Source organism: Streptomyces sp. SYSU D01066-1 (genome assembly GCF_054956795.1).
In genome coordinates this window covers 57,770-80,284 of the sequence record NZ_JBUDHV010000002.1, presented here as the reverse complement: position 1 = coordinate 80,284, position 22,515 = coordinate 57,770, and the positions used below count along the sequence as shown (strand labels likewise).

The 22,515-nt window shown below is 73.8% G+C and carries 17 protein-coding genes and 1 pseudogene; 15 read left to right on the top strand and 3 right to left on the bottom strand.

Annotation, left to right across the window (positions count from 1 at the left end):
* Positions 1-50: 50 nt before the first annotated feature.
* From ACY1JF_RS02320 to holA, 6 genes are all read left to right on the top strand, one after another.
* Entirely contained in the window at positions 51-770 is a 720-nt protein-coding gene (locus ACY1JF_RS02320; RefSeq protein WP_462703251.1) for a hypothetical protein, read from the top strand.
* A gap of 278 nt (positions 771-1,048) precedes the next feature.
* On the top strand, positions 1,049-1,894 hold the full coding sequence (locus tag ACY1JF_RS02315) for a DegV family protein (protein WP_462703250.1): 846 nt from the start codon (positions 1,049-1,051) through the stop codon (positions 1,892-1,894).
* A gap of 105 nt (positions 1,895-1,999) precedes the next feature.
* On the top strand, positions 2,000-3,283 hold the full coding sequence (locus tag ACY1JF_RS02310; protein ID WP_462703249.1) for a helix-hairpin-helix domain-containing protein: 1,284 nt from the start codon (positions 2,000-2,002) through the stop codon (positions 3,281-3,283).
* A complete protein-coding gene (locus ACY1JF_RS02305) occupies positions 3,280-6,021 on the top strand; it encodes a ComEC/Rec2 family competence protein (RefSeq protein WP_462703248.1) in 2,742 nt (913 codons plus the stop codon). The genes ACY1JF_RS02310 and ACY1JF_RS02305 overlap by 4 nt, the downstream gene beginning before the upstream one ends.
* Positions 6,022-6,552: 531 nt before the next feature.
* Complete coding sequence (locus ACY1JF_RS02300) at positions 6,553-6,798, top strand: hypothetical protein (protein ID WP_462703247.1); 246 nt, start codon at positions 6,553-6,555, stop codon at positions 6,796-6,798.
* 511 nt (positions 6,799-7,309) lie between these two features.
* Positions 7,310-8,296, top strand: coding sequence for a DNA polymerase III subunit delta (holA, locus tag ACY1JF_RS02295; protein ID WP_462703246.1), 987 nt, complete (start codon positions 7,310-7,312; stop codon positions 8,294-8,296).
* Between the two features lie 507 nt (positions 8,297-8,803).
* Here holA and rpsT read toward each other — a convergent pair.
* Entirely contained in the window at positions 8,804-9,070 is a 267-nt protein-coding gene (rpsT, locus tag ACY1JF_RS02290; RefSeq protein WP_365824265.1) for a 30S ribosomal protein S20, read from the bottom strand.
* Between the two features lie 263 nt (positions 9,071-9,333).
* Between rpsT and lepA the strand changes: the two genes are divergently transcribed.
* The 5 genes and pseudogenes from lepA (at position 9,334) to ACY1JF_RS02265 (ending at position 16,473) form a co-directional block, all read left to right on the top strand.
* Positions 9,334-11,202: a translation elongation factor 4 gene (gene lepA, locus ACY1JF_RS02285; RefSeq protein WP_462703245.1), complete on the top strand. Its 1,869-nt coding sequence runs from the start codon at positions 9,334-9,336 to the stop codon at positions 11,200-11,202.
* 499 nt (positions 11,203-11,701) lie between these two features.
* Complete coding sequence (locus tag ACY1JF_RS02280) at positions 11,702-13,579, top strand: AMP-dependent synthetase/ligase (RefSeq protein ID WP_462703244.1); 1,878 nt, start codon at positions 11,702-11,704, stop codon at positions 13,577-13,579.
* Positions 13,580-13,909: 330 nt separating this feature from the next.
* A pseudogene (locus ACY1JF_RS02275) lies at positions 13,910-14,505 on the top strand (PP2C family protein-serine/threonine phosphatase); the annotation flags it as partial.
* Between the two features lie 56 nt (positions 14,506-14,561).
* A complete protein-coding gene (gene hemW, locus ACY1JF_RS02270) occupies positions 14,562-15,794 on the top strand; it encodes a radical SAM family heme chaperone HemW (RefSeq protein ID WP_462703243.1) in 1,233 nt (410 codons plus the stop codon).
* A 100-nt stretch (positions 15,795-15,894) separates the two neighbouring features.
* The gene (locus ACY1JF_RS02265; RefSeq protein WP_462703242.1) at positions 15,895-16,473 is read left to right on the top strand and encodes a Uma2 family endonuclease; all 579 of its coding nucleotides are present in this window, start codon (positions 15,895-15,897) and stop codon (positions 16,471-16,473) included.
* On the opposite strand, the gene ACY1JF_RS02260 is transcribed toward ACY1JF_RS02265, so the two are convergent.
* Together ACY1JF_RS02260 and ACY1JF_RS02255 are read right to left on the bottom strand one after the other, a co-directional pair.
* A complete protein-coding gene (locus tag ACY1JF_RS02260) occupies positions 16,451-17,323 on the bottom strand; it encodes a DUF3097 domain-containing protein (RefSeq protein ID WP_462703241.1) in 873 nt (290 codons plus the stop codon). The two genes, ACY1JF_RS02265 and ACY1JF_RS02260, sit on opposite strands and share 23 nt — an antisense overlap.
* Before the next feature lie 34 nt (positions 17,324-17,357).
* Positions 17,358-18,083, bottom strand: coding sequence for an MBL fold metallo-hydrolase (locus ACY1JF_RS02255; protein ID WP_462703240.1), 726 nt, complete (start codon positions 18,081-18,083; stop codon positions 17,358-17,360).
* Between the two features lie 160 nt (positions 18,084-18,243).
* Between ACY1JF_RS02255 and hrcA the strand changes: the two genes are divergently transcribed.
* From hrcA to ACY1JF_RS02235, 4 genes are all read left to right on the top strand, one after another.
* On the top strand, positions 18,244-19,260 hold the full coding sequence (gene hrcA / locus ACY1JF_RS02250) for a heat-inducible transcriptional repressor HrcA (protein ID WP_462703239.1): 1,017 nt from the start codon (positions 18,244-18,246) through the stop codon (positions 19,258-19,260).
* Entirely contained in the window at positions 19,261-20,394 is a 1,134-nt protein-coding gene (dnaJ, locus tag ACY1JF_RS02245) for a molecular chaperone DnaJ (RefSeq protein WP_462703238.1), read from the top strand.
* Positions 20,395-20,652: 258 nt separating this feature from the next.
* The gene (locus tag ACY1JF_RS02240) at positions 20,653-21,738 is read left to right on the top strand and encodes a nitronate monooxygenase (protein WP_462703237.1); all 1,086 of its coding nucleotides are present in this window, start codon (positions 20,653-20,655) and stop codon (positions 21,736-21,738) included.
* Positions 21,735-22,478, top strand: coding sequence for a 16S rRNA (uracil(1498)-N(3))-methyltransferase (locus ACY1JF_RS02235; RefSeq protein WP_462703236.1), 744 nt, complete (start codon positions 21,735-21,737; stop codon positions 22,476-22,478). Before ACY1JF_RS02240 ends, ACY1JF_RS02235 begins: the two co-directional genes overlap by 4 nt.
* Positions 22,479-22,515 lie beyond the last annotated feature (37 nt).

Below are 22,515 nucleotides of genomic sequence, written 5' to 3'. Positions count from 1 at the left end.
GTGGCGCGGTGGGCGTCGCGAGCGCCCTCAGGGGCCGGAGGAGGAGCACCGTGGAAGCAGTGATCGCAGTCGTCGCCCTGCTCTTCGTGCTCATGATCGCCCTTGGCGCCTACGCCACGGTGAAGGCCGTCGGCGCCGCCAAGCGGGGAGTGGACCGCGGCATCACCCAGGCCCGCCGCACGGTGGAGGAGCACACGCTGCGCGCCAAGTCCCTGGTCCAGCCCGGTTCGGCCGGTGAGGTCGCGCGGCTGCGGCTGTCGCTGCGCACCTCCATGCGGGCCACGCAGGACGCGCTGGAGGCGGGCGTGGCCGAGGACGAGTCCCTCAAGGAGTCCCTGGGCCTGTTCGCGCGGCTCAGCGCGCACGGACACGAACTCGACGCCGAGCTGCGGCGGCTGGAGACCGAGCCCGACCGCGTCACCCTCGCGGAGCGCCTCCCCGGTCTGCGCGAGCGCACCGAGCGCATCACCCGGGCGGCCGACTCCCTGCGCTGGGCGGCCCGCGACCGGGCCCGCCGCTTCGCGGACGACGACCTGGACTCGCTGAGCACGCAGATCGACGTCGAGGCCGGCGCCCTGCGGCACTGGACCCGGACGGAGCCCGCCACCCCGCCGCCGTCGTGGCCCGAGGCTCTGGCCGCCGACGACGCGAGCTCCGGCCCGGGGCGGCCGGCGTCCGCCGGGAAACCGGCGCGACCGGCGATCGACCCGGCCGGGCCGCGTCAGACGTACCCCTGGCAGAAGAAGGCCCGACCGGAGAGCACGACCTGACAGTCCGGTCTGATCTGGCGGTCTGGCTCGGCGGTGCGGTTCGGTGGTGCGGTCTGGCTCGGGGGTGCGGTCTGGTCCGGTGGTCTGGCTTGGCGGTTCGGTCCGGCGGTTCGGTCTGGTCCGGTGGTGCGGTCTGGTCCGGTGGTTCGGCTCGGCGGTGCGGTCCGTCTCGGCGGTTCGGCCCGGTGGTCCGATCCGGTCCGACAGCCTGACCTGTTCGGTGTCGGTGACCGGGGCCGGACTGCCGTACGGGCGCTACGGCAGGTAACCTCCAGCTCATGTCCCGCCATGTCGCGATCGTCACCGATTCAACGGCCTACCTGCCGCCCCGGACGATGGAGCGTCACGGCATCACCGCGGTGCCCCTGACCGTGGTCCTGGGCGACCGGGCGCTGGAGGAGGGCACCGAGATCTCGACCCGCTCGCTCGCCCAGGCGTTGCAGAAGCGACGCCCGGTCACGACCTCCCGCCCCAGCCCGGAGACGTTCGCCGAGGCCTACCGCGAGGCGGCCGGCTCCGGCGCCACCGGCATCGTCTCCCTGCACCTCTCCGCCGAGCTCTCGGGCACCTACGACGCCGCGGTGGTCGCGGCCCGCGAGGCGCCCGTCCCGGTACGGGTCGTGGACACCGGCATGATCGCGATGGCGCTGGGTTTCTGCGCGGTCGCCGCGGCCGAGGCGGCGCAGAGCGGCGGCACGGTGGACGAGGCCGTCACGGCGGCTGAGAAGCGGGCGGCGGGCACGTCCGCCTACTTCTACGTCGACACCCTCGACTATCTGCGCCGCGGCGGCCGGATCGGGGCCGCGCAGGCCCTGTTCGGGTCCGCGCTGGCGGTGAAACCGCTGCTGCGGCTGGACGGTGGCCGGATCGAGCCGCTGGAGAAGGTACGCACGGCGGCGAAGGCCATCGCCCGCCTGGAGGAGATCGCCGCCGACCGGGCGGGCGGGGCCGAGGTCGACATCGCCGTCCACCATCTCGCCGCCCCCGACCGGGCCACGGCCCTGGCGGACCGGCTGCGGACCCGGGTGCCGGGACTGGCCGACCTGCACGTCAGCGAGGTGGGGGCGGTGATCGGGGCGCACACCGGGCCCGGGCTGCTGGGGGTTGTCGTCTCGTCCCGGTGAAGCCCGTCACCCGTGCGGGTGGCGGCGATATCCACAAGTGGGCGTCGGTCCCCAGAAACCGACCATGATCATCGCGAGTGTGCCGGGTCGTCCGATCCTCGACGCATGGCACTTCGATCACGTTCTCGCGCGACGGCACCCACCAGCGGCCCGGGCCGCCGCCCCGCCTCCGACGGCCGCTTCCGCCACCGACGCCCGCCGCAGGCCCACGGCCGGGTACGGCACCCGGGCCGGGCACGGCACCATGGCCGCCGGGCCGCGGCGGAGGAACTTCGCGGACGGGCGGAGGCGCTGTTCGGCGAGCGGCCGGTGGGGGCCGCTCCCGGGGAAGGCGGTGCTCAGCGGCGAAAGTCGGGGAAGGCACCGCCCGGGCGGCGGGCCGCGGGTCCGGCCGCCGAAGCCCCGCGAGCGGAGACCCACGCGGGCGCCGGGGCGGTCTCGGGCATGAGGGCTGTTCCGGACGCCGGGGCCGTCGTAGGCACGGGTCTCGTCCCGGTCATCGGAGCTGCCGCAGGTACGGGTCCCGTTCCGGATGCCGGGATTGTCGTAGGTACGGGCCTCGCCCCGGACACCGGGGTTGCCGCAGGCACGGGAGCCGCTCCGGATGCCGGGGCCGCCCATGGCGGGCGGTCCCGTTGGGCGCGTGCCCGGCTGGCGCTGCGGGAGCGGATGCCGCTGTGGCTCCAGACCAGGTGCGGGCTGGAACGGCACGGTGCGCTGGCGCTGACCGTGGTGCTCGTCGCCGCCGCGGGGCTGGCGGTGCAGCACTTCTGGACCGGCCGGACCCAGGCCGTGCCCGCACCCGAGCTGGTGCGGGCGGCGGCAGCGCCGGACAGCCGGCGGAGCGAGCCCACGGGAGAGGCCGGGGCCGCGGGCACACCGGGCGGGACGGACCCGGTGGCGACCGGTGTGCCTGGGGCCACCCCGGGTGCCGAGATCGTGGTGGACGTCAGCGGCGAGGTCCGCGAACCCGGCGTCCACCGGCTGCCGCCGGGGTCACGGGTGGCGGACGCCCTGCGCGCGGCCGGCGGCGTACGTCCCGGCACCGACACCGACGCGCTCAACCGCGCGAGGTTCCTGATCGACGGCGAACAGGTCATCGTCGGCCCGCCCCCGGAGGGCGCGGGCGCGGGGGACGGATTTGCCGGTGCGGCCGGGGGCGGGCCGGCCGCCGGGGCACCCGGAGCGGCGCCCGCCGCCCCCGTCTCCCTCAACACGGCCACCGTCGAGCAACTCGACACGCTGCCGGGCGTCGGCCCCGTGCTCGCCGGGCATATCGTCGAGTACCGCACACAGCACGGTGGTTTCCGCTCCGTCGACGAACTGCGTGAGGTCAACGGCATCGGTGAGCGCCGCTTCGCCGACCTGCGCGACCTCGTACGGCCATGACGCGCCGCACCGAGCCGGCCCACGCACCGGGTGACCAGCACGGCACACACCCGCCGACCGGATCGGTCCCGTCGGCCGGATCGGTCCCGTCGGCCGGATCGGTCCCGCCGGCCGCCGCGGCGGCCCGGGCAGCGGTCCACGCCGCGTCCGGCAAGCGGCTCGGCACCGCCCGTCCCCGGCAGGAGGGACCGGCGGACCTGCGCCTGGTGCCGCCCGCCCTCGGAGCCTGGGCGGCGGCGGCCTTGTTCCTGGACGCGCCCGCCGGATGGACCGTCTGCGCGGCGGTCGGCTGCGCCGTCGTCGCCGGGCTCCTGCTGACGCGCCGGACAACCCGGAGGCGGTCGCGGGGAGAACACCGGGAGCGACCCCGGGAAGAACACCAGGAACCCCGGGGAAGCCGCTGGGGAAGCCACCGGCCCGCCGTCGCCGCCCTGCTGCTCTGCGTCGCCGCGTCCGCCGCCTCGGCCGGGCTGCACGGCGCGGACCTACGCCGGGGCCCGGTACCGGAACTGGCCCGGCGGTACGCCACCGTGACCGCGGAGGTGGAACTGACCTCCGGCCCGCGCCTCGCCCGCCCCTGCGTTCAGGGCAACCACACGGCACCGCCCGCCGTGCTGGTCGACGCCGAGGTACGCCGCGTGGAGCAGGCGGACGGGACGGCGGTGACGACACGGACGCCGGTACGGATGATCGTCGACCTGGACACGGCGACGCCGGAACGGGACTCCGCGGGCCCGGCTTCGGCCCCGCTCCCGTCCCCGGCCCCGGGCGCGACCGCCGACCGGGCCCGCGCCTCGCCCTGGCTCGGGCTGCTGCCGACCACGCGGGTGCGGATCACCGCCCGATCGGCGCCCCCCGCGGTGGGCGGGGACCGTATCGCCGCCCTGTGGCGGGTACGGGGCGGGGCGGCGCCGGACGTCGTGGCCGGACCGTCGGGGGCACAGCGGGCCGCGGGACGGTTGCGCGCCGGACTTCGGGCGGCCACCGACGACCTCCCGGCGGACGCCCGGGCGCTGCTGCCGGGGCTGGTCGTCGGCGACACCTCGCGGATCACCCCGGATCTGGACGAGGCGTTCAAGGAGACCGACCTCGCGCACACGCTCGCCGTGAGCGGCGCCAACTTCACGATCCTGCTCGCCCTGCTGCTGGGCCCGCCCGGTCTGGCACAGCACAGCGAGCGCCGGGGACTGGCGCCCCGCCTCGGCGTCCCGCTGCGGACGACGGCACTGCTCGGGGCGGCGCTCGCCCTCGGGCTCACCCTCGTGTGCGGCCCCGACCCGAGCGTGCTGCGGGCCGCGGCCTGCGGAGGCGTCGCGCTGCTCGCCCTGGCCACCGGCCGCCGCAGATCCCTGATCCCGGCGCTGGCGACGGCGGTGCTGCTGCTGGTCCTGTACGACCCGTGGCTCGCCCGGAGCCACGGCTTCCTGCTCTCGGTACTGGCCACCGGCGCCCTGCTCACGCTGGCGCCGCGCTGGAGCACCGCCCTGCGCGGCCGAGGGGTGCCACCCCGGCTGGCCGAGGCGCTGGCCGCCGCTGCCGCCGCGCAGGCGGTGTGTGCGCCCGTCGTCACCGTGCTGTCGGCCCGGGTGAGCCTGGTGGCGGTGCCGTGCAATCTGCTGGCCGAGTTCGCCGTCGCGCCGGCCACGGTCCTGGGCTTCGGCGCGCTGGCCACCGCCCCGGTGGCGATGCCCGTGGCCGAGGCGCTGGCGTGGTGCGCGAGCTGGCCGGCCGGCTGGCTCGCTCGGGTGGCCCGGACCGGGGCGGCGCTGCCCGGCGCGGGAGTCGACTGGCCCGGGAGCTGGACCGGGGCGGCGTCGCTCGCGCTGGTGACCGCCGGTCTGCTGCTCGCCGGGCGGCGGCTGCTACGGCATCCCTGGTGGTGCGGTGTCTGTGTGCTGGCGCTGGTGGTCGCGGTGCTGCGGCCGGCGCCGCTGACCCGGGTGATCACGGGCTGGCCGCCCCCGGACTGGCGGCTGGTGATGTGTGACGTCGGACAGGGCGACGCGATGGTGCTCGCGGCGGGTGAGGGCGCGGGCGTGGTGGTGGACGCCGGACCGGAGCCGGTCCTCGTCGACCGCTGTCTGCGCTCGCTCGGGATCACCCGGGTCCCGCTCGTCGTGCTGACCCACTTCCACGCCGACCACGTGGCGGGTCTGCCCGGCGTGTTCCGGGGGCGTTCGGTGGGAGCCATCGAGACGACCGGCTTCGAGGAACCGGCGGACCAGGTCGACTTCGTCCGCGGACAGGCGGCGGCACGGAAGATCCCGGTGCGGCACGCGGTCGCCGGGGAGCGGCGGCGGACGGGGGCGCTGTCCTGGCAGGTCGTGTGGCCCCCGCCGCCCGCGTCGAGTCAGCGGCTCGGCGTGCGGGGTCCGAACGACGCCAGCGTCACTCTGCTGGTCAGGACGGCCGGCCTCAGGCTGCTCCTGCTCGGGGACCTGGAACCGCCCGCCCAGCGGGCACTGGCCGGATCGGCGGTGGCCCCCGCGCTGGAAGGGGTGGACGTGCTCAAGGTGGCCCATCACGGCTCGGCCCACCAGGACCCGGAGCTGCTGCGCCGCGCGGCCCCGCGAGTGGCGTTGATCTCCTGCGGTGCGCACAACATGTACGGCCACCCCGCCCCCGGCACGCTCGCGGCGCTGCGTGCCCGGGGCGCCGCTGTCCTGCGTACGGACCGGGACGGCGCGCTGGCCGTCACCGGCACGGAGGAGGAGGGGCTGCGGGTGACAGGGAGCTGAGAGCAGACCGGGCGGACGACAGGTCCCACCTGCACGTCAGTTGAGCGGACCGGTACCGGAGCCGCTGGTCCGCCGCCGCAACGGGATCACTCGTGCGCGGTGCCGCAGCGGGGCCACTTGTGCGCGGTGCCGTCACGTGCGCCGCTTTGATGTGATGTGGTCCCGTGGTGCCCGGAAAGCCTCAACGGTGATCGAACCTGCCGTCGACAGGGGATGGTTCGGCGTCGCGCGGAGGGCGTCGTGGACGACCGGCCGCTTGTCGGGAAGCCGCGCGAAGCAGGTACGGCGGACCGGGCCCTTGGCGGCGGCGCAGGTTCCACCGAGCGCGGAGTGCTGAGCCGACAGGCGCTGGGCCCGGTCGACGAACCGGTGGCGCACGCCGAGTTGACCGTGAGCGACAGCGGAGGACGCGAGATCGTCAGCGGAGGGACGGACCCCTGCGGGGCGTTCGTCACGGCGGTGCCGACGGGGGGAGTACCCGCCCGGCCCGCCCGGCCCGCCCGGTCGGGCCGGTGACGGACAATGTCCGGCGTGAGCGATGTGAGACATGTGCTGGTGCTGCCCGACCGCGATGCCGCGGAGGAGGTGGCCGAGGCGCTGGGGGAGCGCTTCGGCGTCACCGAGGAGCCGCGCCTCGTCCGGGACGCGCTGGCCGGGGAGGACGATGCCGAGGACGCCCAGTGGCTCGTCGTCCTGCGGGACGAGGAACGGCGGCTGGACGCCGGGCGACTGGACGAGTTCGCCGCGGAGTGGGACGGCTGGCGGGAGGAGCCCTAGTCGTTCCGTCCCGGGAGGTCGTGGCCGGGTGAGCCAGGTCTCGGCTGAGGGATCTCGAACGGGTGAGGGCCTTCCGGTTCGGTGTGGACTGCGACGTCTGCACCTGACCGAAAGGCCCTCGCGCCCCGCCATGACGCACCCCTGACCGGGACCGGACGGCTGCCCCTGGTCCGCTGCGTGGCCGAGGACGGCGGGTGTGCGGTCGAGGACGGCCGGTGTGCGGTCGAGGACGGCCGGCCGCTGCGCCGGGCCGCCGGACGCTTCGAGGTCTCACCCGCCACGGTCCAGTGCCGGGCGCCCGTCCCCACCGCTCAGAGCAGGAGCGACGCGACGTCTTCCCCGGTGGTCGCGCCCGCGCGGTCACCACCGCGGACACACCGCGCTCCAGGGCCGGCCACCCGTCACCCGCTCCCCGGCCGCACGGGGCACCACACCTGGTCAAACCTTCGCCCTCCTAGTACGGATGTCCGCGCCGGACGCGATGTCGGTGCCGCGTGCGATGCTTGTCGCGATGGCCAGGAAGACTGCGAATGACGACCCTCTCGCCCCGGTGACGCTCGCCGTGGGCCAGGAGGACCTGCTGCTCGACCGTGCCGTGCGGGAGGTGGTGGCCGCCGCGAAGGCCGCCGACGCCGACACGGACGTACGCGACCTCACCCCGGACCAGTTGCAGCCCGGCACGCTCGCCGAGCTGACCAGTCCCTCGCTCTTCGCCGAGCGCAAAGTCGTGGTCGTACGCAACGCGCAGGACCTGTCCGCCGACACGGTCAAGGACGTCAAGGCCTACCTCGGCGCACCCGCCGAGGAGATCACCCTGGTCCTGCTGCACGCGGGCGGTGCCAAGGGCAAGGGACTGTTGGACACGGCGCGCAAGGCGGGGGCGCGGGAGGTGGCGTGCCCGAAGATGACCAAGCCGGCGGACCGGCTGGCCTTCGTGCGCGGTGAGTTCCGTACCACCGGGCGGTCGGCCACGCCCGAGGCGTGCCAGGCGCTGGTGGACGCCATCGGGAGCGATCTGCGGGAGCTGGCGTCGGCGGTGTCCCAGCTGGTCGCGGATGTCGAGGGGACCATCGACGAGGCGGTCGTCGGGCGGTACTACACCGGGCGGGCCGAGGCATCCAGCTTCACGGTCGCCGACCGGGCGGTCGAGGGCCGGACCGCGGAGGCGTTGGAGGCGTTGCGGTGGTCGCTGGCGACGGGGGTGGCGCCGGTGCTGATCACGAGTGCGCTGGCGCAGGGAGTGCGGGCGATCGGCAAGCTGTCCTCCGCGCGCGGGGGACGTCCCGCCGATCTCGCCCGGGAGCTGGGCATGCCGCCGTGGAAGATCGACCGGGTACGGCAGCAGACGCGCGGCTGGACACCGGACGGTGTGGCCGTCGCGTTGCGGGCGGTGGCCGAGGCGGACGCCGGGGTCAAGGGCGGAGGAGACGATCCCGGATACGCGCTGGAGAAGGCGGTCGTCACCATCGCGCGGGCGGCGCGGTCGCGGGGGTGGTAGGCACGAGCTGGGGTGGGCTGGGCTTCGAGGGGAGCGAGTACTTCGTGGCGCCGGCCCCGTGGCCGCCCCTCCGCCCCTGTCCGTCCGCTTCCCCTGCCTTGCCCTTCCCCGCGGGTCCCCGCTCTTCCCCGTAGTTCCCTGCCCTTCCCCGCAGGCCCCTTCCTCGCCCGTCCCGCCCCTGGGAGCTGTCTCCGGACCCCTGCGGCCCGGACCCCCTGTGTCCCGGACCCCTGCGGCCTGGACCCCTGCGGCACGGACCGAAGCGATCCGGACGCCTCGCCTCCGCCTCCGACACCGGACGGGCTGAAGCACCCCGGCCGGCCCGTCGGCCGGTTCCGGACACACCGAGGCCCCGCCCAGAAGGCGGGGCCTCGGGTCAAGCATCGGGGTGAGCCCACACCCGCGTGGCGAACGCAGGCCGCGTGCGGGCTCGGGGTGCCGGTCGGGAGCGGATGAGAGAGGGCCCGCTCTGGGTCCTTCCGGCGGTCAGACGGACCAGACGGGAGTTCAGCCCTTGATGGCGGCGACCTTCTGCGCCAGCGCCGACTTCTTGTTGGCGGCCTGGTTCTTGTGGATGACGCCCTTGGAGACGGCCTTGTCGAGCTGACGCGCGGCGGCGCGCTGGTACTCGGTGGCCTTCTCGACGTCACCCGCGGCAGCGGCCTCGCGGGCCTTGCGGATCGCGGTCTTCAGGGAGGACTTGACGGCCTTGTTGCGCAGCCGGGCCTTCTCGTTGGTCTTGATCCGCTTGATCTGGGACTTGATGTTCGCCACGAATGAGCCTCTACAGGTTCAGGCACGGGGCCCACGGGGCCCGTACCGGTGATTTTCCAGAAGTCGTGCCTCAGGCTGAGAGGGCAAGAGACACAGCCCCCCACACTACCAGCGGCCCGTCGACGCGCCCAAACCCGCCGCCGACCGCCCCGCGACCCCTCCCAGACCGCCCCGCGGTCCCCGCCCGTGGGACGATGGAAGCTACGTATCGATCCGACCCGAGACCGCAGACACTGCGGACGCCTCAAGAATCAGGACCCTGCGTGCCCGCGATCCCTAGCCATGTGCCCGAGCCGAGCCGTACCGACCCGGCTCTGATCCGCAACTTCTGCATCATCGCGCACATCGACCACGGCAAGTCCACGCTCGCCGACCGGATGCTCCAGCTGACCGGTGTGGTCGAGCAGCGGCAGATGCGCGCCCAGTACCTCGACCGCATGGACATCGAGCGCGAGCGCGGCATCACGATCAAGTCTCAGGCGGTGCGCCTGCCGTGGGCCCCCACCCACGCCAAGGACGACACGCACATCCTCAACATGATCGACACCCCGGGGCACGTCGACTTCACCTACGAGGTCTCGCGGTCGCTCGCCGCGTGCGAGGGGACCATCCTCCTGGTCGACGCCGCCCAGGGCATCGAGGCCCAGACCCTCGCCAACCTCTACCTGGCGATGGAGAACGACCTCACGATCATCCCCGTACTGAACAAGATCGACCTGCCGGCCGCGCAGCCCGAGAAGTTCGCCGAGGAACTCGCCAACCTGGTCGGCTGCGACCCCGACGACGTGCTGAAGGTCTCCGCCAAGACGGGCCTCGGCGTGGAGGCGCTGCTGGACCGGGTCGTCGCCGACGTCCCGGCCCCGGTCGGCGTCGCCGACGCCCCCGCCCGCGCGATGATCTTCGACTCGGTCTACGACTCCTACCGCGGTGTGGTGACCTACGTCCGTGTCATCGACGGCCAGCTCAACAAGCGCGAGCGCATCAAGATGATGTCGACCGGCGCCACCCACGAGCTGCTGGAGATCGGGACCAACTCGCCGGAGATGCTCCCCGCCGACGGCCTCGGCGTCGGCGAGGTGGGCTACCTCATCACCGGCGTGAAGGACGTCCGCCAGTCCAAGGTCGGCGACACCGTCACCAGCCAGCAGAAGGGCGCCACGGAGGCGCTCGGTGGCTACAAGGACCCGAAGCCGATGGTCTTCTCGGGGCTGTATCCGCTGGACGGGTCGGACTACCCCGAGCTGCGCGAGGCCCTAGACAAGCTCCAGCTCAACGACGCGGCCCTCGTCTACGAACCGGAGACCTCCGCAGCCCTCGGCTTCGGCTTCCGCGTCGGCTTCCTCGGCCTGCTGCACCTGGACGTGATCCGGGAGCGGCTGGAGCGCGAGTTCGGCCTCGACCTGATCGCCACCGCGCCCAACGTGGTCTACCGCGTGGTGATGGAGGACGGCAGCGAGCACACCGTCACCAATCCGAGCGAGTTCCCCGAGGGCAAGATCAACGAGGTGTACGAGCCGGTCGTGCGCGCCACGATCCTCGCGCCGACCGAGTTCATCGGCTCGATCATGGAGCTGTGCCAGACCCGGCGCGGCACCCTGCTCGGCATGGACTACCTCTCCGAGGACCGCGTCGAGATCCGCTACACCCTGCCCCTCGCGGAGATCGTCTTCGACTTCTTCGACCAGCTGAAGTCGAAGACCCGCGGCTACGCCTCGCTGGACTACGAGCCCACCGGCGAGCAGACCTCCAGCCTGGTCAAGGTCGACATCCTGCTGCACGGCGACAAGGTGGACGCCTTCTCCGCGATCACCCACAGGGACCAGGCGTACGCCTACGGTGTGCGGCTGGTCGCCAAGCTCAAGGAGCTGATTCCCCGGCAGGCCTTCGAGGTGCCGGTGCAGGCGGCCATCGGCTCCCGCGTCATCGCGCGTGAGACCATCCGCGCCATCCGCAAGGACGTCCTCGCCAAGTGCTACGGCGGTGACATCTCCCGCAAGCGGAAGCTGCTGGAGAAGCAGAAGGAAGGCAAGAAGCGGATGAAGATGGTGGGGTCCGTGGAGGTTCCCCAGGAGGCCTTCATCGCCGTCCTCTCCAGCGATGACAGCGCGGGATCGGGCAAGGGCAAGAAGTAACGGCCGCGGAAGGGGCCCGGACCGCCCACGGACCGGCCCTGGACCAGCTACGAACCGGTCCCGGACGGCCACGGAGATCGGACCCGGACCGGCCACGGAGATCGGACCCGGACCAGTCGCGGGGACCGGTCCCGGACCGGCCACGGAGATCGGACCCGGACCAGTCGCGGGGACCGGTCCCGGACCGGCCACGGAGATCGGACCCGGACCAGTCGCGGAGACCGGTCCCGGGCGAGCCACGGATACCAGCCCGGACCAGCCGCAGGGGGCCCGTCGCACGGAGGGACAGTGCGACGGGCCCCCTGCGTGTGCGGTGGGACGGCCGTCGGGGGAAGTGACGTGAAAGTGACCGGGCGCGGGCCCTTACATACCGGCCGGTCGGGCTTTACCCTGATCCCCTGCTCGATAGTTACTCGCGAGTTAAACAAGAGAGCGCAAGAGAGCCAAGAGAGCCAGCCGCTACAGAGCCAGCCGCACCGTCGCGGGCCCGGAGGATGTCGTGAGCGACACACAGACACTGATCGAGAACCGTCCGCCGTCCGTGGCGGGCCTCTTCCTGGAGCGCGTGGCGGCCACGCCGGACGCCGAGGCCTACCGCTACCCCGTACCGCCGGTCTCGGGCGAGGGGCCGGACGACTGGAGGTCGCTGACCTGGGCGCAGGCCGCCGAGCGGGTCCACGCCATCGCGGCCGGTCTGATCGAGCTGGGGATCGAGCCGGAGCAGCGGGTGGCGCTCGCGTCGGCGACCCGGATCGAGTGGATCCTCGCCGATCTCGGCATCATGTGCGCGGGCGCGGCGACGACCACCGTCTACCCGCAGACCAACGCCGACGAGTCGGCGTACATCGTCTCCGACTCCGGGAGCCGGGTGCTGATCGCGGAGGACGCCGCCCAGCTCGCCAAGGTCAAGGAGAAGCGCGGCGAACTGCCCGACCTGACCCATGTCGTGGTGATCGACCCGGCCGGCGCCGGCACCGGCGAGGACTGGGTCCTCACCCTCGACGAGCTGGAGCGGCGGGGCGCGGCCCGGCTGGAGAAGGACCCGGACCTGGTCGGGAACCGGGTCGGCGCGCTCACCAAGGACCAGCTCGCCACCCTCATCTACACCTCCGGCACCACCGGCCGCCCCAAGGGCGTACGCCTCCCGCACGACTGCTGGTCGTACATGGCGAAGGCGACCACCGCGACCGGGCTGATCAGCGCGGACGACGTGCAGTACCTGTGGCTGCCGCTCGCGCACGTCTTCGGCAAGGTGCTGACCTCCGGGCAGATCGAGGCCGGCCACGTCACCGCCGTCGACGGCCGCGTCGACAAGATCACCGAAAATCTGCCGGTGGTCCGGCCGACGTACATGGCGGCCGTCCCGCGCATCTTCGAGAAGGTCTACAACGGGGTCGCGGCCAAGGCGAGGGCCGGCGGCGCCGCCAAGTACAAGATCTTCCAGTGGGCCGCCGAGGTCGCCCGCGAGTACGCCAGGGCCACCCAGGACAACTTCCGCCGCACCGGCACCGCGAGCGCCCCCTTCGGCCTCTCCGTCAAGCACAAGGCCGCAGACGCCCTGGTCTACGCCAAGATCCGCGAGGCGTTCGGCGGCAACCTGCGCGCCTGCATCTCCGGCAGCGCCGCCCTCGCCCCCGACATCGGGTACTTCTTCTCCGGCGCCGGCATCCACATCCTGGAGGGCTACGGCCTCACCGAGTCCTCCGCCGCCTCCTTCGTCAACCCCGGCGAGGCGTACCGCACGGGCACGGTCGGCAAGCCGCTGCCCGGCACCGAGGTGCGCATCGCCGACGACGGGGAGATCCTGCTGCGCGGCCCCGGCATCATGCAGGGCTACCACAAGCTGCCCGAGCAGACCGCCGAGGTCCTGGAACCGGACGGCTGGCTGCACACCGGGGACATCGGCGAGCTGTCGCCCGACGGCTACCTGCGCGTCACCGACCGCAAGAAGGACCTGATCAAGACGTCCGGGGGCAAGTACATCGCGCCCGCCGAGGTCGAGGGGCGGTTCAAGGCGGTGTGCCCGTACGTCTCCAACATCCTCGTGCACGGCGCCGACCGGAACTTCTGCACCGCCCTCATCACCCTCGACGAGGTCGCGATCACGGCGTGGGCGCGGGAGAACGGGCTGGCCGGGAAGACGTACGCCGAGATCGTCGCGGCCCCGGCGACGATCGGCATGGTGCAGGGGTACGTGGATGAGCTCAACGCCGGGCTCCAGCGCTGGCAGACCGTCAAGAAGTTCCGGCTGCTGCCCCGCGACCTCGACGTCGAGCACGGCGAGGTCACCCCGAGCCTGAAGGTGAAGCGGCCGGTGGTGGAGCGCGCGTACAAGCACCTGATCGACGAGATGTACGAGGGGGCGCGCGAGGCATGAGACCGGCGTGGGGCGCGACCCGCCCCACGCCGTCCCGTCCTCTCGCCCGCCACCGCCCGACCGCTGCTCGAGGCCGGCGTCCGTCGCGCACCACCGGGCGCCGCGGTCCCGCGGCCGCCGGCGCAGTTCCGGTACGTCCGGCGGCGCAGTTCCGGTACGTCCGGCGGCGCGTCCGCGTCCAGGCGGGTCTCCAGCGCGGCCAGCCGGGCCTCGGTCGCCTCCCTCACCGGACAGCGGCTGGTGCCCCGGCTCGCCGACTGGTGCGCGGTCTGGCTGGCGGACGAGTCCCTGGGCCGCGCCGGCCGGTGCGCCGGCGGCACGTCGGCGGGCGTCCGCCTGGCCCGGCCCTGGCCGCGGCTGCCGGCCCGCGAGGGACACGGCGCCGCCGACGTCCCGGACCGCCTCGACCGGCTCCTGCTCGACGACGCCACCGAGGCCGCCGACGACGCCACCGAGGCCGCCGCCCGGACCGTGGCCGCCGCCGGAGGCCGGCCGCCCGCACCGGACGACGGTCCGCGGACCCGTTTCCTGTCCCCGCTCCACGGCGGACTGGTCCCGTTCGACGGCGGGGTGCGCTGCACCCTCGCCTCCGCCGGACATCCGCTGCCGCTGCTCACGCCCGACGGCGACGTCCGCACGGTCGCGCGGCCCCAGCCGCTGCTCGGGGTCGTGGAGGACGAGACGTACGTCGGCGAGACCTTCGAGCTGCGGCCCGGCGACAGTCTGCTGTGCGTCACCGACGGCGTCACCGAGCGGCGCGACGGCTCCCGCCGGTTCGACGACGACACGAGGGCCTCGCCATCACGCTCGCCGGGTGCGCGGGCCTGGACGCGCGGCTGATCGCCGCACGCGTCCGAGGGCTGGTGCACGCGTTCGGCGACGGCCCGCCGGAGGACGACCTGGCCCTGCTGGTGCTCCAGGCCGAGCAGCGGCCGGTGTGCGGGGCACGGATGCGGGACACGGATGCGGGACAATGGAGCCCATGCCCTCCGCACTCCCCGACGGCGAGCCCGTCCCCGCCGACGGCGCCCTGCCCGCCTCCGCGCTCGCCGGGGCCGCCGGCCGCCCCCTCGGCTTCTACCTGCACGTCCCGTACTGCGCGACCCGCTGCGGCTACTGCGACTTCAACACCTACACCGCCACCGAGCTGCGCTCCACCGGCGGCGTCCTCGCCTCCCGCGACAACTACGCCGACACCCTCACCGACGAGGTCCGCCTCGCCCGCAAGGTGCTCGGCGACGACCCCCGCGAGGTCCGCACGGTCTTCGTCGGCGGCGGCACGCCCACCCTGCTGGCCGCCGACGACCTGGTACGGATGCTGGACGCGATCCGCGACGAGTTCGGCCTCGCGCCCGACGCGGAGATCACGACCGAGGCCAACCCGGAGTCCGTCGGCCCGGCGTACCTGGAGACCCTCCGCGAGGGCGGCTTCAACCGGATCTCCTTCGGCATGCAGAGCGCCAGGCAGCACGTCCTGAAGATCCTCGACCGCACCCACACCCCCGGCCGCCCCGAGGCCTGCGTCGCCGAGGCCCGCGCGGCCGGCTTCGACCACGTCAACCTCGACCTGATCTACGGCACCCCCGGCGAGACGGACGACGACTGGCGGGCCTCCCTGGACGCGGCGCTCGGCGCCGGACCCGACCACGTCAGCGCGTACGCGCTCATCGTCGAGGAGGGCACCCGGCTCGCCCGCCGGATCCGCCGCGGCGAGGTCCCGATGACCGACGACGACGTGCACGCCGACCGGTACCTGATCGCCGAGGAGACCCTCGCCGCGGCGGGCTTCGACTGGTACGAGGTGTCCAACTGGGCCACCTCCGAGGCCGGGCGCTGCCTGCACAACGAGCTGTACTGGCGGGGCGCCGACTGGTGGGGCGCGGGACCGGGCGCCCACTCCCACGTGGGCGGCGTGCGCTGGTGGAACGTCAAGCACCCCGGCGCGTACGCGGCGGCGCTGGCGCAGGGCCGCTCCCCGGGCGCCGGGCGCGAGATCCTCACCGAGGAGGACCGCCGCGTCGAGCGCGTCCTCCTGGAACTCCGCCTGCGCGAGGGCGTCCCGCTCTCCCTCCTCCGCGAAGAGGGCCTCGCCGCCTCCCGCCGGGCCCTGGCGGACGGACTGCTCCAGCAGGGCCCGTACGACGAGGGACGCGCGGTGCTGACGCTGCGCGGGCGGCTGCTGGCGGACGGGGTGGTCCGGGATCTGGTGGATTGATCACTCGGGGGAGCGAATAGCCTCGGAATGCCAGTTCGGCCCCTGACCTGGCTCTTGGGCTGCCGCCAAAAGGACGCGGCGGATCTGGAGGGCCACGGAGATGACAGCTGTGGACGAACGCGGAGTCGCGGAGTTCTTCGCGGGGTTCGAACCGCCCGAGGGGTTCAAGGCCGAGCTGCTTCGGGGGGAAATCGTGATGACGGCCAGCCCTGATCTGGTGCACAACCGGATCGTCACCTCTGTGATGGACCAGATCCCGCACCGGCGCTGGGAGCGGCTCCAGACTCAGGACATCGACGTCGTCGACGAGGCCGGCGAACCTGTGCCCGACCTGGTGGTCATGGAGTTCGGCATCGGCCCGGACTCAGGACGTCTTCTTCCGTCTCAGGTGATCACGTTGGTCGTGGAAGTGGTCTCGAAGACCAGCGTGGACCGGGATCATGGCGTCAAGCGTCTGATCTACGCTGCTGGTGAAGTGCCCGCGTACTTGATCGTCGACCCCGTCACGGCCCAGTGTGTTCTGTACCCGGACCCGGTCGGACGAGGCGAGGGAGCTGACCATCAGGTGCAGCGGATCACCAAGTCCGGGGCGCCGCTGCCGCTGGAACAGTTGGGCGTTGAGCTGGACACCACCGTGTTCGGCACCTACAAGGGCGTCAAGCCGCATCACCGGCCGTGACGAAGTCGATCAGCTCCTCCACCCGCCCCAGCAGCTCCGGCTCCAGGTCCTTGTACGAGCCCACCCGCGCCAGGATCGCCTGCCACACCGCCCCGGTGTTGTCCGCCGGCCACCCCAGCGCCCGGCACACGCCCGTCTTCCAGTCCTGACCGCGCGGTACCCGGGGCCACGCCTCGATCCCCAGCGCGGCCGGCTTCACCGCCTCCCAGATGTCGATGTACGGATGGCCGACCACCAGCGCGTGCGCGCTGGTCACCGACTCGGCGATCCGTGACTCCTTCGACCCCGGCACCAGGTGGTCCACCAGGACCCCCAGCCGCGCGTCCGGGCCCGGCGCGAAGTCGGCGACGATCGACGGCAGGTGGTCCACGCCCTCCAGGTACTCCACGACCACGCCCTCGATCCGCAGGTCGTCGCCCCACACCTTCTCGACCAGCTCGGCGTCGTGCCGGCCCTCCACATAGATCCGCCCCGCCCGTGCCACCCGCGCCCGCGCGCCGGGCACGGCGACCGAACCGGACGCCGTACGGGACGGCCGCGGCGGCCCCGGCGACGACGGCTTCACCAGCGTCACCACCCGGCCCTCCAGCAGGAACCCGCGCGGCTCCAGCGGGAAGACCCGGTGCTTGCCGAAGCGGTCCTCCAGCGTCACCGTGCCCGCCTCGCAGCCGATCACCGCGCCGCAGAACCCGGTGCCGGGCTCCTCGACGACCAGGCCGGGATCGGCCGGGACCTCGGGCACCGGCTGCGGCTTTTTCCACGAGGGCGTGAGATCGGTGGAGTACACGCGGGGGCGCGGGCCCGAAGGGCCCTCGGGGGAAGGGCGGTGGTGGGAGACGGGTGGGCGCATTCCGCCGACGATACGAGGAACGCCACGCGGGTGATCAGCGCGACACGCCGAACCGCGCCGCCAGCGCGTCCCGCTGCGCCCGGACGAACGCCGCGTCCACCACCGCCCCGTGACCGGGCACGTACAGCGCGTCCTCACCGCCCAGGCCGAGCAGCCGGTCCAGCGAGGCCGGCCACTGCCCGGGCAGCGCGTCGGGCCCCGCCTGCGGCTGTCCCGACTCCTCCACCAGGTCCCCGCAGAAGACGACCGCCGGGCTGCCCGGCACCACCACCGCCAGGTCGTGCGCCGTGTGCCCCGGGCCCACGGCGGCCAGCAGCACCCGCCGGCCGCCGCCCAGGTCCACGGTCCGCTCGCCGCCCACCTGGTGCCGGACGGACACCAGCGCGTCCACCGCCTCCGCCGCACGGCGCCGGTCCAGCCCGTTGGCCAGCGCGTCCGCCCGCAGCGCCGCCCGCCCCTCGCCGAGGACCGCGTCCACCCCCGCCGCGCCGTACACCTGGGCCCCCGCGAACGCCGCCGCCCCGAAGACGTGGTCGAAGTGGGCGTGGGTCAGCGCGAGATGCGTCACACGCCGGCCGGCCAGCCGCTGCGCCTCGGCGCGCAGCCGCGCGCCCTCGCCGAGGCTCGACCCCGCGTCGACCACCAGCGCCGCGTCGCCGCCGACCACGAGCCCCGCCGTGCAGTCCCACACCGGCAGCCGGCGCCGCCCCACCCCGGCCGCCACCCGCTCCCAGCCCAGCTCTTCCCAAGTCACCGTCATGGCGGCGACGCTAGCGGTGCGAGCGCGCCGGGGACGGCGGCACGGGCGGCCCTTGCCGGGGGTGTACCCCACGGCCGTACACTGGGCCGGGGAAGTCTGGCACTCGCGCGCGGTGAGTGCCAGGACGGCAACGGCCGGACGTGACCGGGAGGTGTGCGCGATGCTCAGTGAACGAAGGCTGCAAGTGCTGCGCGCCATCGTCCAGGACTACGTCGGCACCGAGGAGCCCGTTGGCTCCAAGGCCCTCACCGAGCGGCACAGCCTCGGTGTCTCCCCGGCGACCGTGCGCAACGACATGGCGGCGCTGGAGGAGGAGGGGTTCATCGCCCAGCCGCACACCAGCGCCGGGCGCATCCCCACCGACAAGGGCTACCGGCTCTTCGTCGACAAGCTCGCCGGGGTCAAGCCCATGACCGCCCCCGAGCGGCGCGCGATCCAGAACTTCCTGGAGGGCGCCGTCGACCTCGACGACGTGGTGGCCCGCACGGTGCGGCTGCTGGCGCAGCTGACCCGGCAGGTCGCGGTCGTGCAGTACCCGTCGCTGACCCGCTCGACCGTGCGCCACGTGGAGCTGCTCTCGCTCGCGCCCGCGCGCCTGATGCTGGTGCTGATCACGGACACCGGGCGGGTCGAGCAGCGCATGGTGGACTGTCCGTCGCCGTTCGGCGAGACCTCGGTGGCGGACCTGCGGGCGCGGCTCAACAGCCGGGTCGCGGGGCGCCGGTTCACGGACGTGCCGACGCTGGTCGAGGACCTCCCCGACGCCTTCGAGGCGGAGGAGCGCGGTACGGTCGCCGCGGTGCTCTCCACCCTGCTGGAGACCCTGGTCGAGGAGAACGAGGAGCGGCTGATGATCGGCGGCACCGCCAACCTCACCCGCTTCGGCCATGACTTCCCTCTCACGATCCGGCCGGTGCTGGAGGCGCTGGAGGAGCAGGTGGTGCTCCTCAAGCTGCTCGGCGAGGCGAAGGATCCGGGCGTGACCGTACGGATCGGTCATGAGAACGCCCATGAAGGACTCAACTCCACGTCCGTCGTGTCGGTGGGCTACGGTTCGGGCGGCGAGGCGGTTGCCAAGCTCGGCGTGGTCGGACCGACCCGCATGGACTACCCGGGAACGATGGGAGCGGTACGCGCAGTGGCACGGTACGTCGGACAGATCCTGGCGGAGTCATAAGTGGCCACGGACTACTACGCCGTACTCGGCGTACGCCGCGACGCGTCCCAGGACGAGATCAAGAAGGCGTTCCGCAGGCTCGCCCGCGAGCTGCACCCGGACGTCAACCCCGATCCGAAGACCCAGGAGCGGTTCAAGGAGATCAACGCCGCCTATGAGGTGCTGTCGGACCCGCAGAAGAAGCAGGTCTACGACCTCGGCGGCGACCCCCTGTCGCAGAGCGGCGGCGGCGCCGGCGGTTTCGGCGCGGGCGGTTTCGGGAACTTCTCGGACATCATGGACGCGTTCTTCGGTACGGCGTCGCAGCGGGGGCCCCGTTCGCGCACCCGCCGCGGCCAGGACGCGATGATCCGTATCGAGGTGGAGCTGGACGAGGCCGCCTTCGGCACGACCAAGGACATCCAGGTCGACACGGCCGTCGTCTGCAACACCTGCAACGGCGAGGGCGCGGCCCCCGGCACCTCGGCGCAGACCTGTGACATGTGCCGCGGCCGCGGTGAGGTCTCGCAGGTCACCCGGTCCTTCCTGGGCCAGGTCATGACCTCCCGGCCCTGCCCCCAGTGCCAGGGCTTCGGCACGGTCGTGCCGACCCCCTGCCCCGAGTGCGCGGGCGACGGCCGCATCCGCTCCCGCCGCACGCTGACGGTGAAGATCCCGGCCGGTGTGGACAACGGCACGCGGATCCAGCTCGCGGGCGAGGGCGAGGTCGGCCCCGGCGGCGGCCCGGCCGGCGACCTGTACGTCGAGATCCACGAGCTGCCGCACTCCCAGTTCCAGCGCCGGGGCGACGACCTGCACTGCACGGTCACCCTCCCGATGACGGCGGCGGCCCTCGGCACCAAGGTGCCGCTGGAGACGCTGGACGGCCTGGAGGAGGTCGACATCCGCCCGGGCACCCAGTCCGGCCAGTCGATCCCGCTGCACGGCCGGGGCGTGACCCATCTGCGCGGCGGCGGCCGGGGCGACCTCATCGTGCACGTCGAGGTCCAGACCCCGACCAAGCTCGACCCCGACCAGGAGCGCCTGCTGCGCGAACTGGCCAAGCTGCGGGGCGAGGAGCGGCCCCAGGGGCAGTTCCAGCCGGGCCAGCAGGGGCTGTTCTCACGGCTGAAGGACGCCTTCAACGGGCGCTGAGCCGGGCCCGGCGCGGGCGCGCGGACGAGCGCCGTAGGCATGGGGACGAGTGCCGTACGGGCGCCGGGGCCGGTACTCGTACGGGCGCCAGGCCGGTACTCGTACGGGCGCCGGTCCCGTGCCCGTACAGGCCCCGGTGCTGACCGGCACGGGCACCGCCCCTGAGCCGCACCGGCCCGCGCGGGCAGGGGCCGGGGCCCGTTCCGGCGGCGGAAGCCCGGATTCGGTCTTGTCCCGGGGACGTGGCACCATGCGCTCATGTCCACCGCGCTGACCGATCTCTTCCCGTACCCGATCGTGCAGGCTCCCATGGCGGGCGGTGTCTCCGTGCCCCGGCTGGCCGCCGCCGTCTGCGAGGCGGGCGGGCTCGGCTTCCTGGCCGCCGGGTACAAGACGCCCGACGGGATGTACCAGGAGATCAAGCAGCTGCGGAGCCTGACGGGCCGCCCGTTCGGCGTGAACCTCTTCCTGCCGCAGCCGGAGACGGCCGACCCCGCGGCCGTCGGCGTCTACGCCCACCAGCTGGCCGGCGAGGCCGCCTGGTACGGGACGGAGCTCGGCGACCCGGACAGCGGCCGGGACGACGGCTACGAGACCAAGCTCGCCGTACTGCTCGACAACCCCGTGCCGGTGGTGTCGTTCCACTTCGGCGTCCCCGGCCGCGAGGTGGTCGACGCCCTGCACCGCGTCGGCACCTTCACCGTGGTCACCGCCACCACCGCCGAGGAGGCCCGGGCCGTCGAGGAGGCCGGCGCCGACGCGGTGATCGCACAGGGCGTCGAGGCCGGCGGCCACCAGGGCACCCACCGGGACGCCCCGGAGACGGACGGCTCGGGCATCGGGGTGCTGTCACTGGTCGCCCAGGTGCGCGAGGCGGTGAACCTGCCGGTCATCGCCGCCGGCGGCCTGATGCGCGGCGGCCAGATCGCCGCCGTCCTCGCGGCCGGCGCGAGCGCGGCCCAGCTCGGCACCGCCTTCCTCGCCACCGCCGAGTCCGGCGCGCACGCCCTGCACAAGACGGCGCTGACCCACCCCCTGTTCGTCCGCACCCAGCTGACCCGCGCCTTCTCCGGGCGCCCCGCCCGCGGCCTGGTCAACCGCTTCCTGCGCGAGCACGGCCCGTACGCCCCCGCCGCCTACCCGGACGTCCACCACCTCACCGCGCCGCTGCGCAAGGCGGCGGCGAAGGCGAGCGACCCCCAGGGGCTGGCCCTGTGGGCCGGGCAGGGCCACCGGATGGCCCGGGAGCTGCCCGCCGGGCGGCTCGTGGAGGTGCTCGTGGCCGAACTCAACGCCGCCGAAGCGGCGTTGTCGCACTACACCACCGGAGGTGCGGACCGATGACGGCACCGGTGTTCGTGGCCGCCTCCCTCGACGACCTGTCCGGCGGGGTGTACGTCCTCGACGGCCCCGAGGGACGGCACGCCGTCTCCGTGAAGCGGCTGCGGCCGGGGGAGGACGTCATCCTCACGGACGGCCGCGGGCGGTGGGCGGAAGGCGTCGTCAAGGCGGCCGAGGGCAAGGACCGGCTGGTCGTGACGGACCTGGAGAGCGTGGTCGAGGAGCCCCCGCCCGCCCCCCGCATCACGGTCGTCCAGGCCCTCCCCAAGGGCGACCGGGGCGAGCTGGCCGTCGAGACGATGACCGAGGTCGGCGTCGACGCGATCGTGCCGTGGGCGGCGTCCCGTTGCGTCACCCAGTGGAAGGGCGACCGCGGTCTGAAAGCCCTCGCGAAGTGGCGGGCCACCGCCCGGGAGGCCGGCAAGCAGTCCCGCCGGGTCCGCTTCCCCGAGGTCGCGGACGCGGCGACGACCAAGCGGGTCGCCTCCCTCCTGGCCGACGCCGACTTCGCCGCCGTGCTCCACGAGAGCGGCGAGATCCCGCTGGCCGGCGCCGCGCTCCCCGCCGAGGGCGACATCGTGCTCGTCGTCGGCCCCGAAGGCGGCGTCTCCCCCGAGGAGTTGACGCTCTTCCAGGAGGCGGGCGCCCGGCCGTACGTCCTCGGCCCCACCGTCCTGCGCACCTCGACCGCGGGAACCGCCGCCGCCGCCCTGCTCCTGGGGCGCACGGGCCGCTGGGGCTGACCGCGCCGGGGTGGTGCGCGTGTCCGTATGCGCCCTA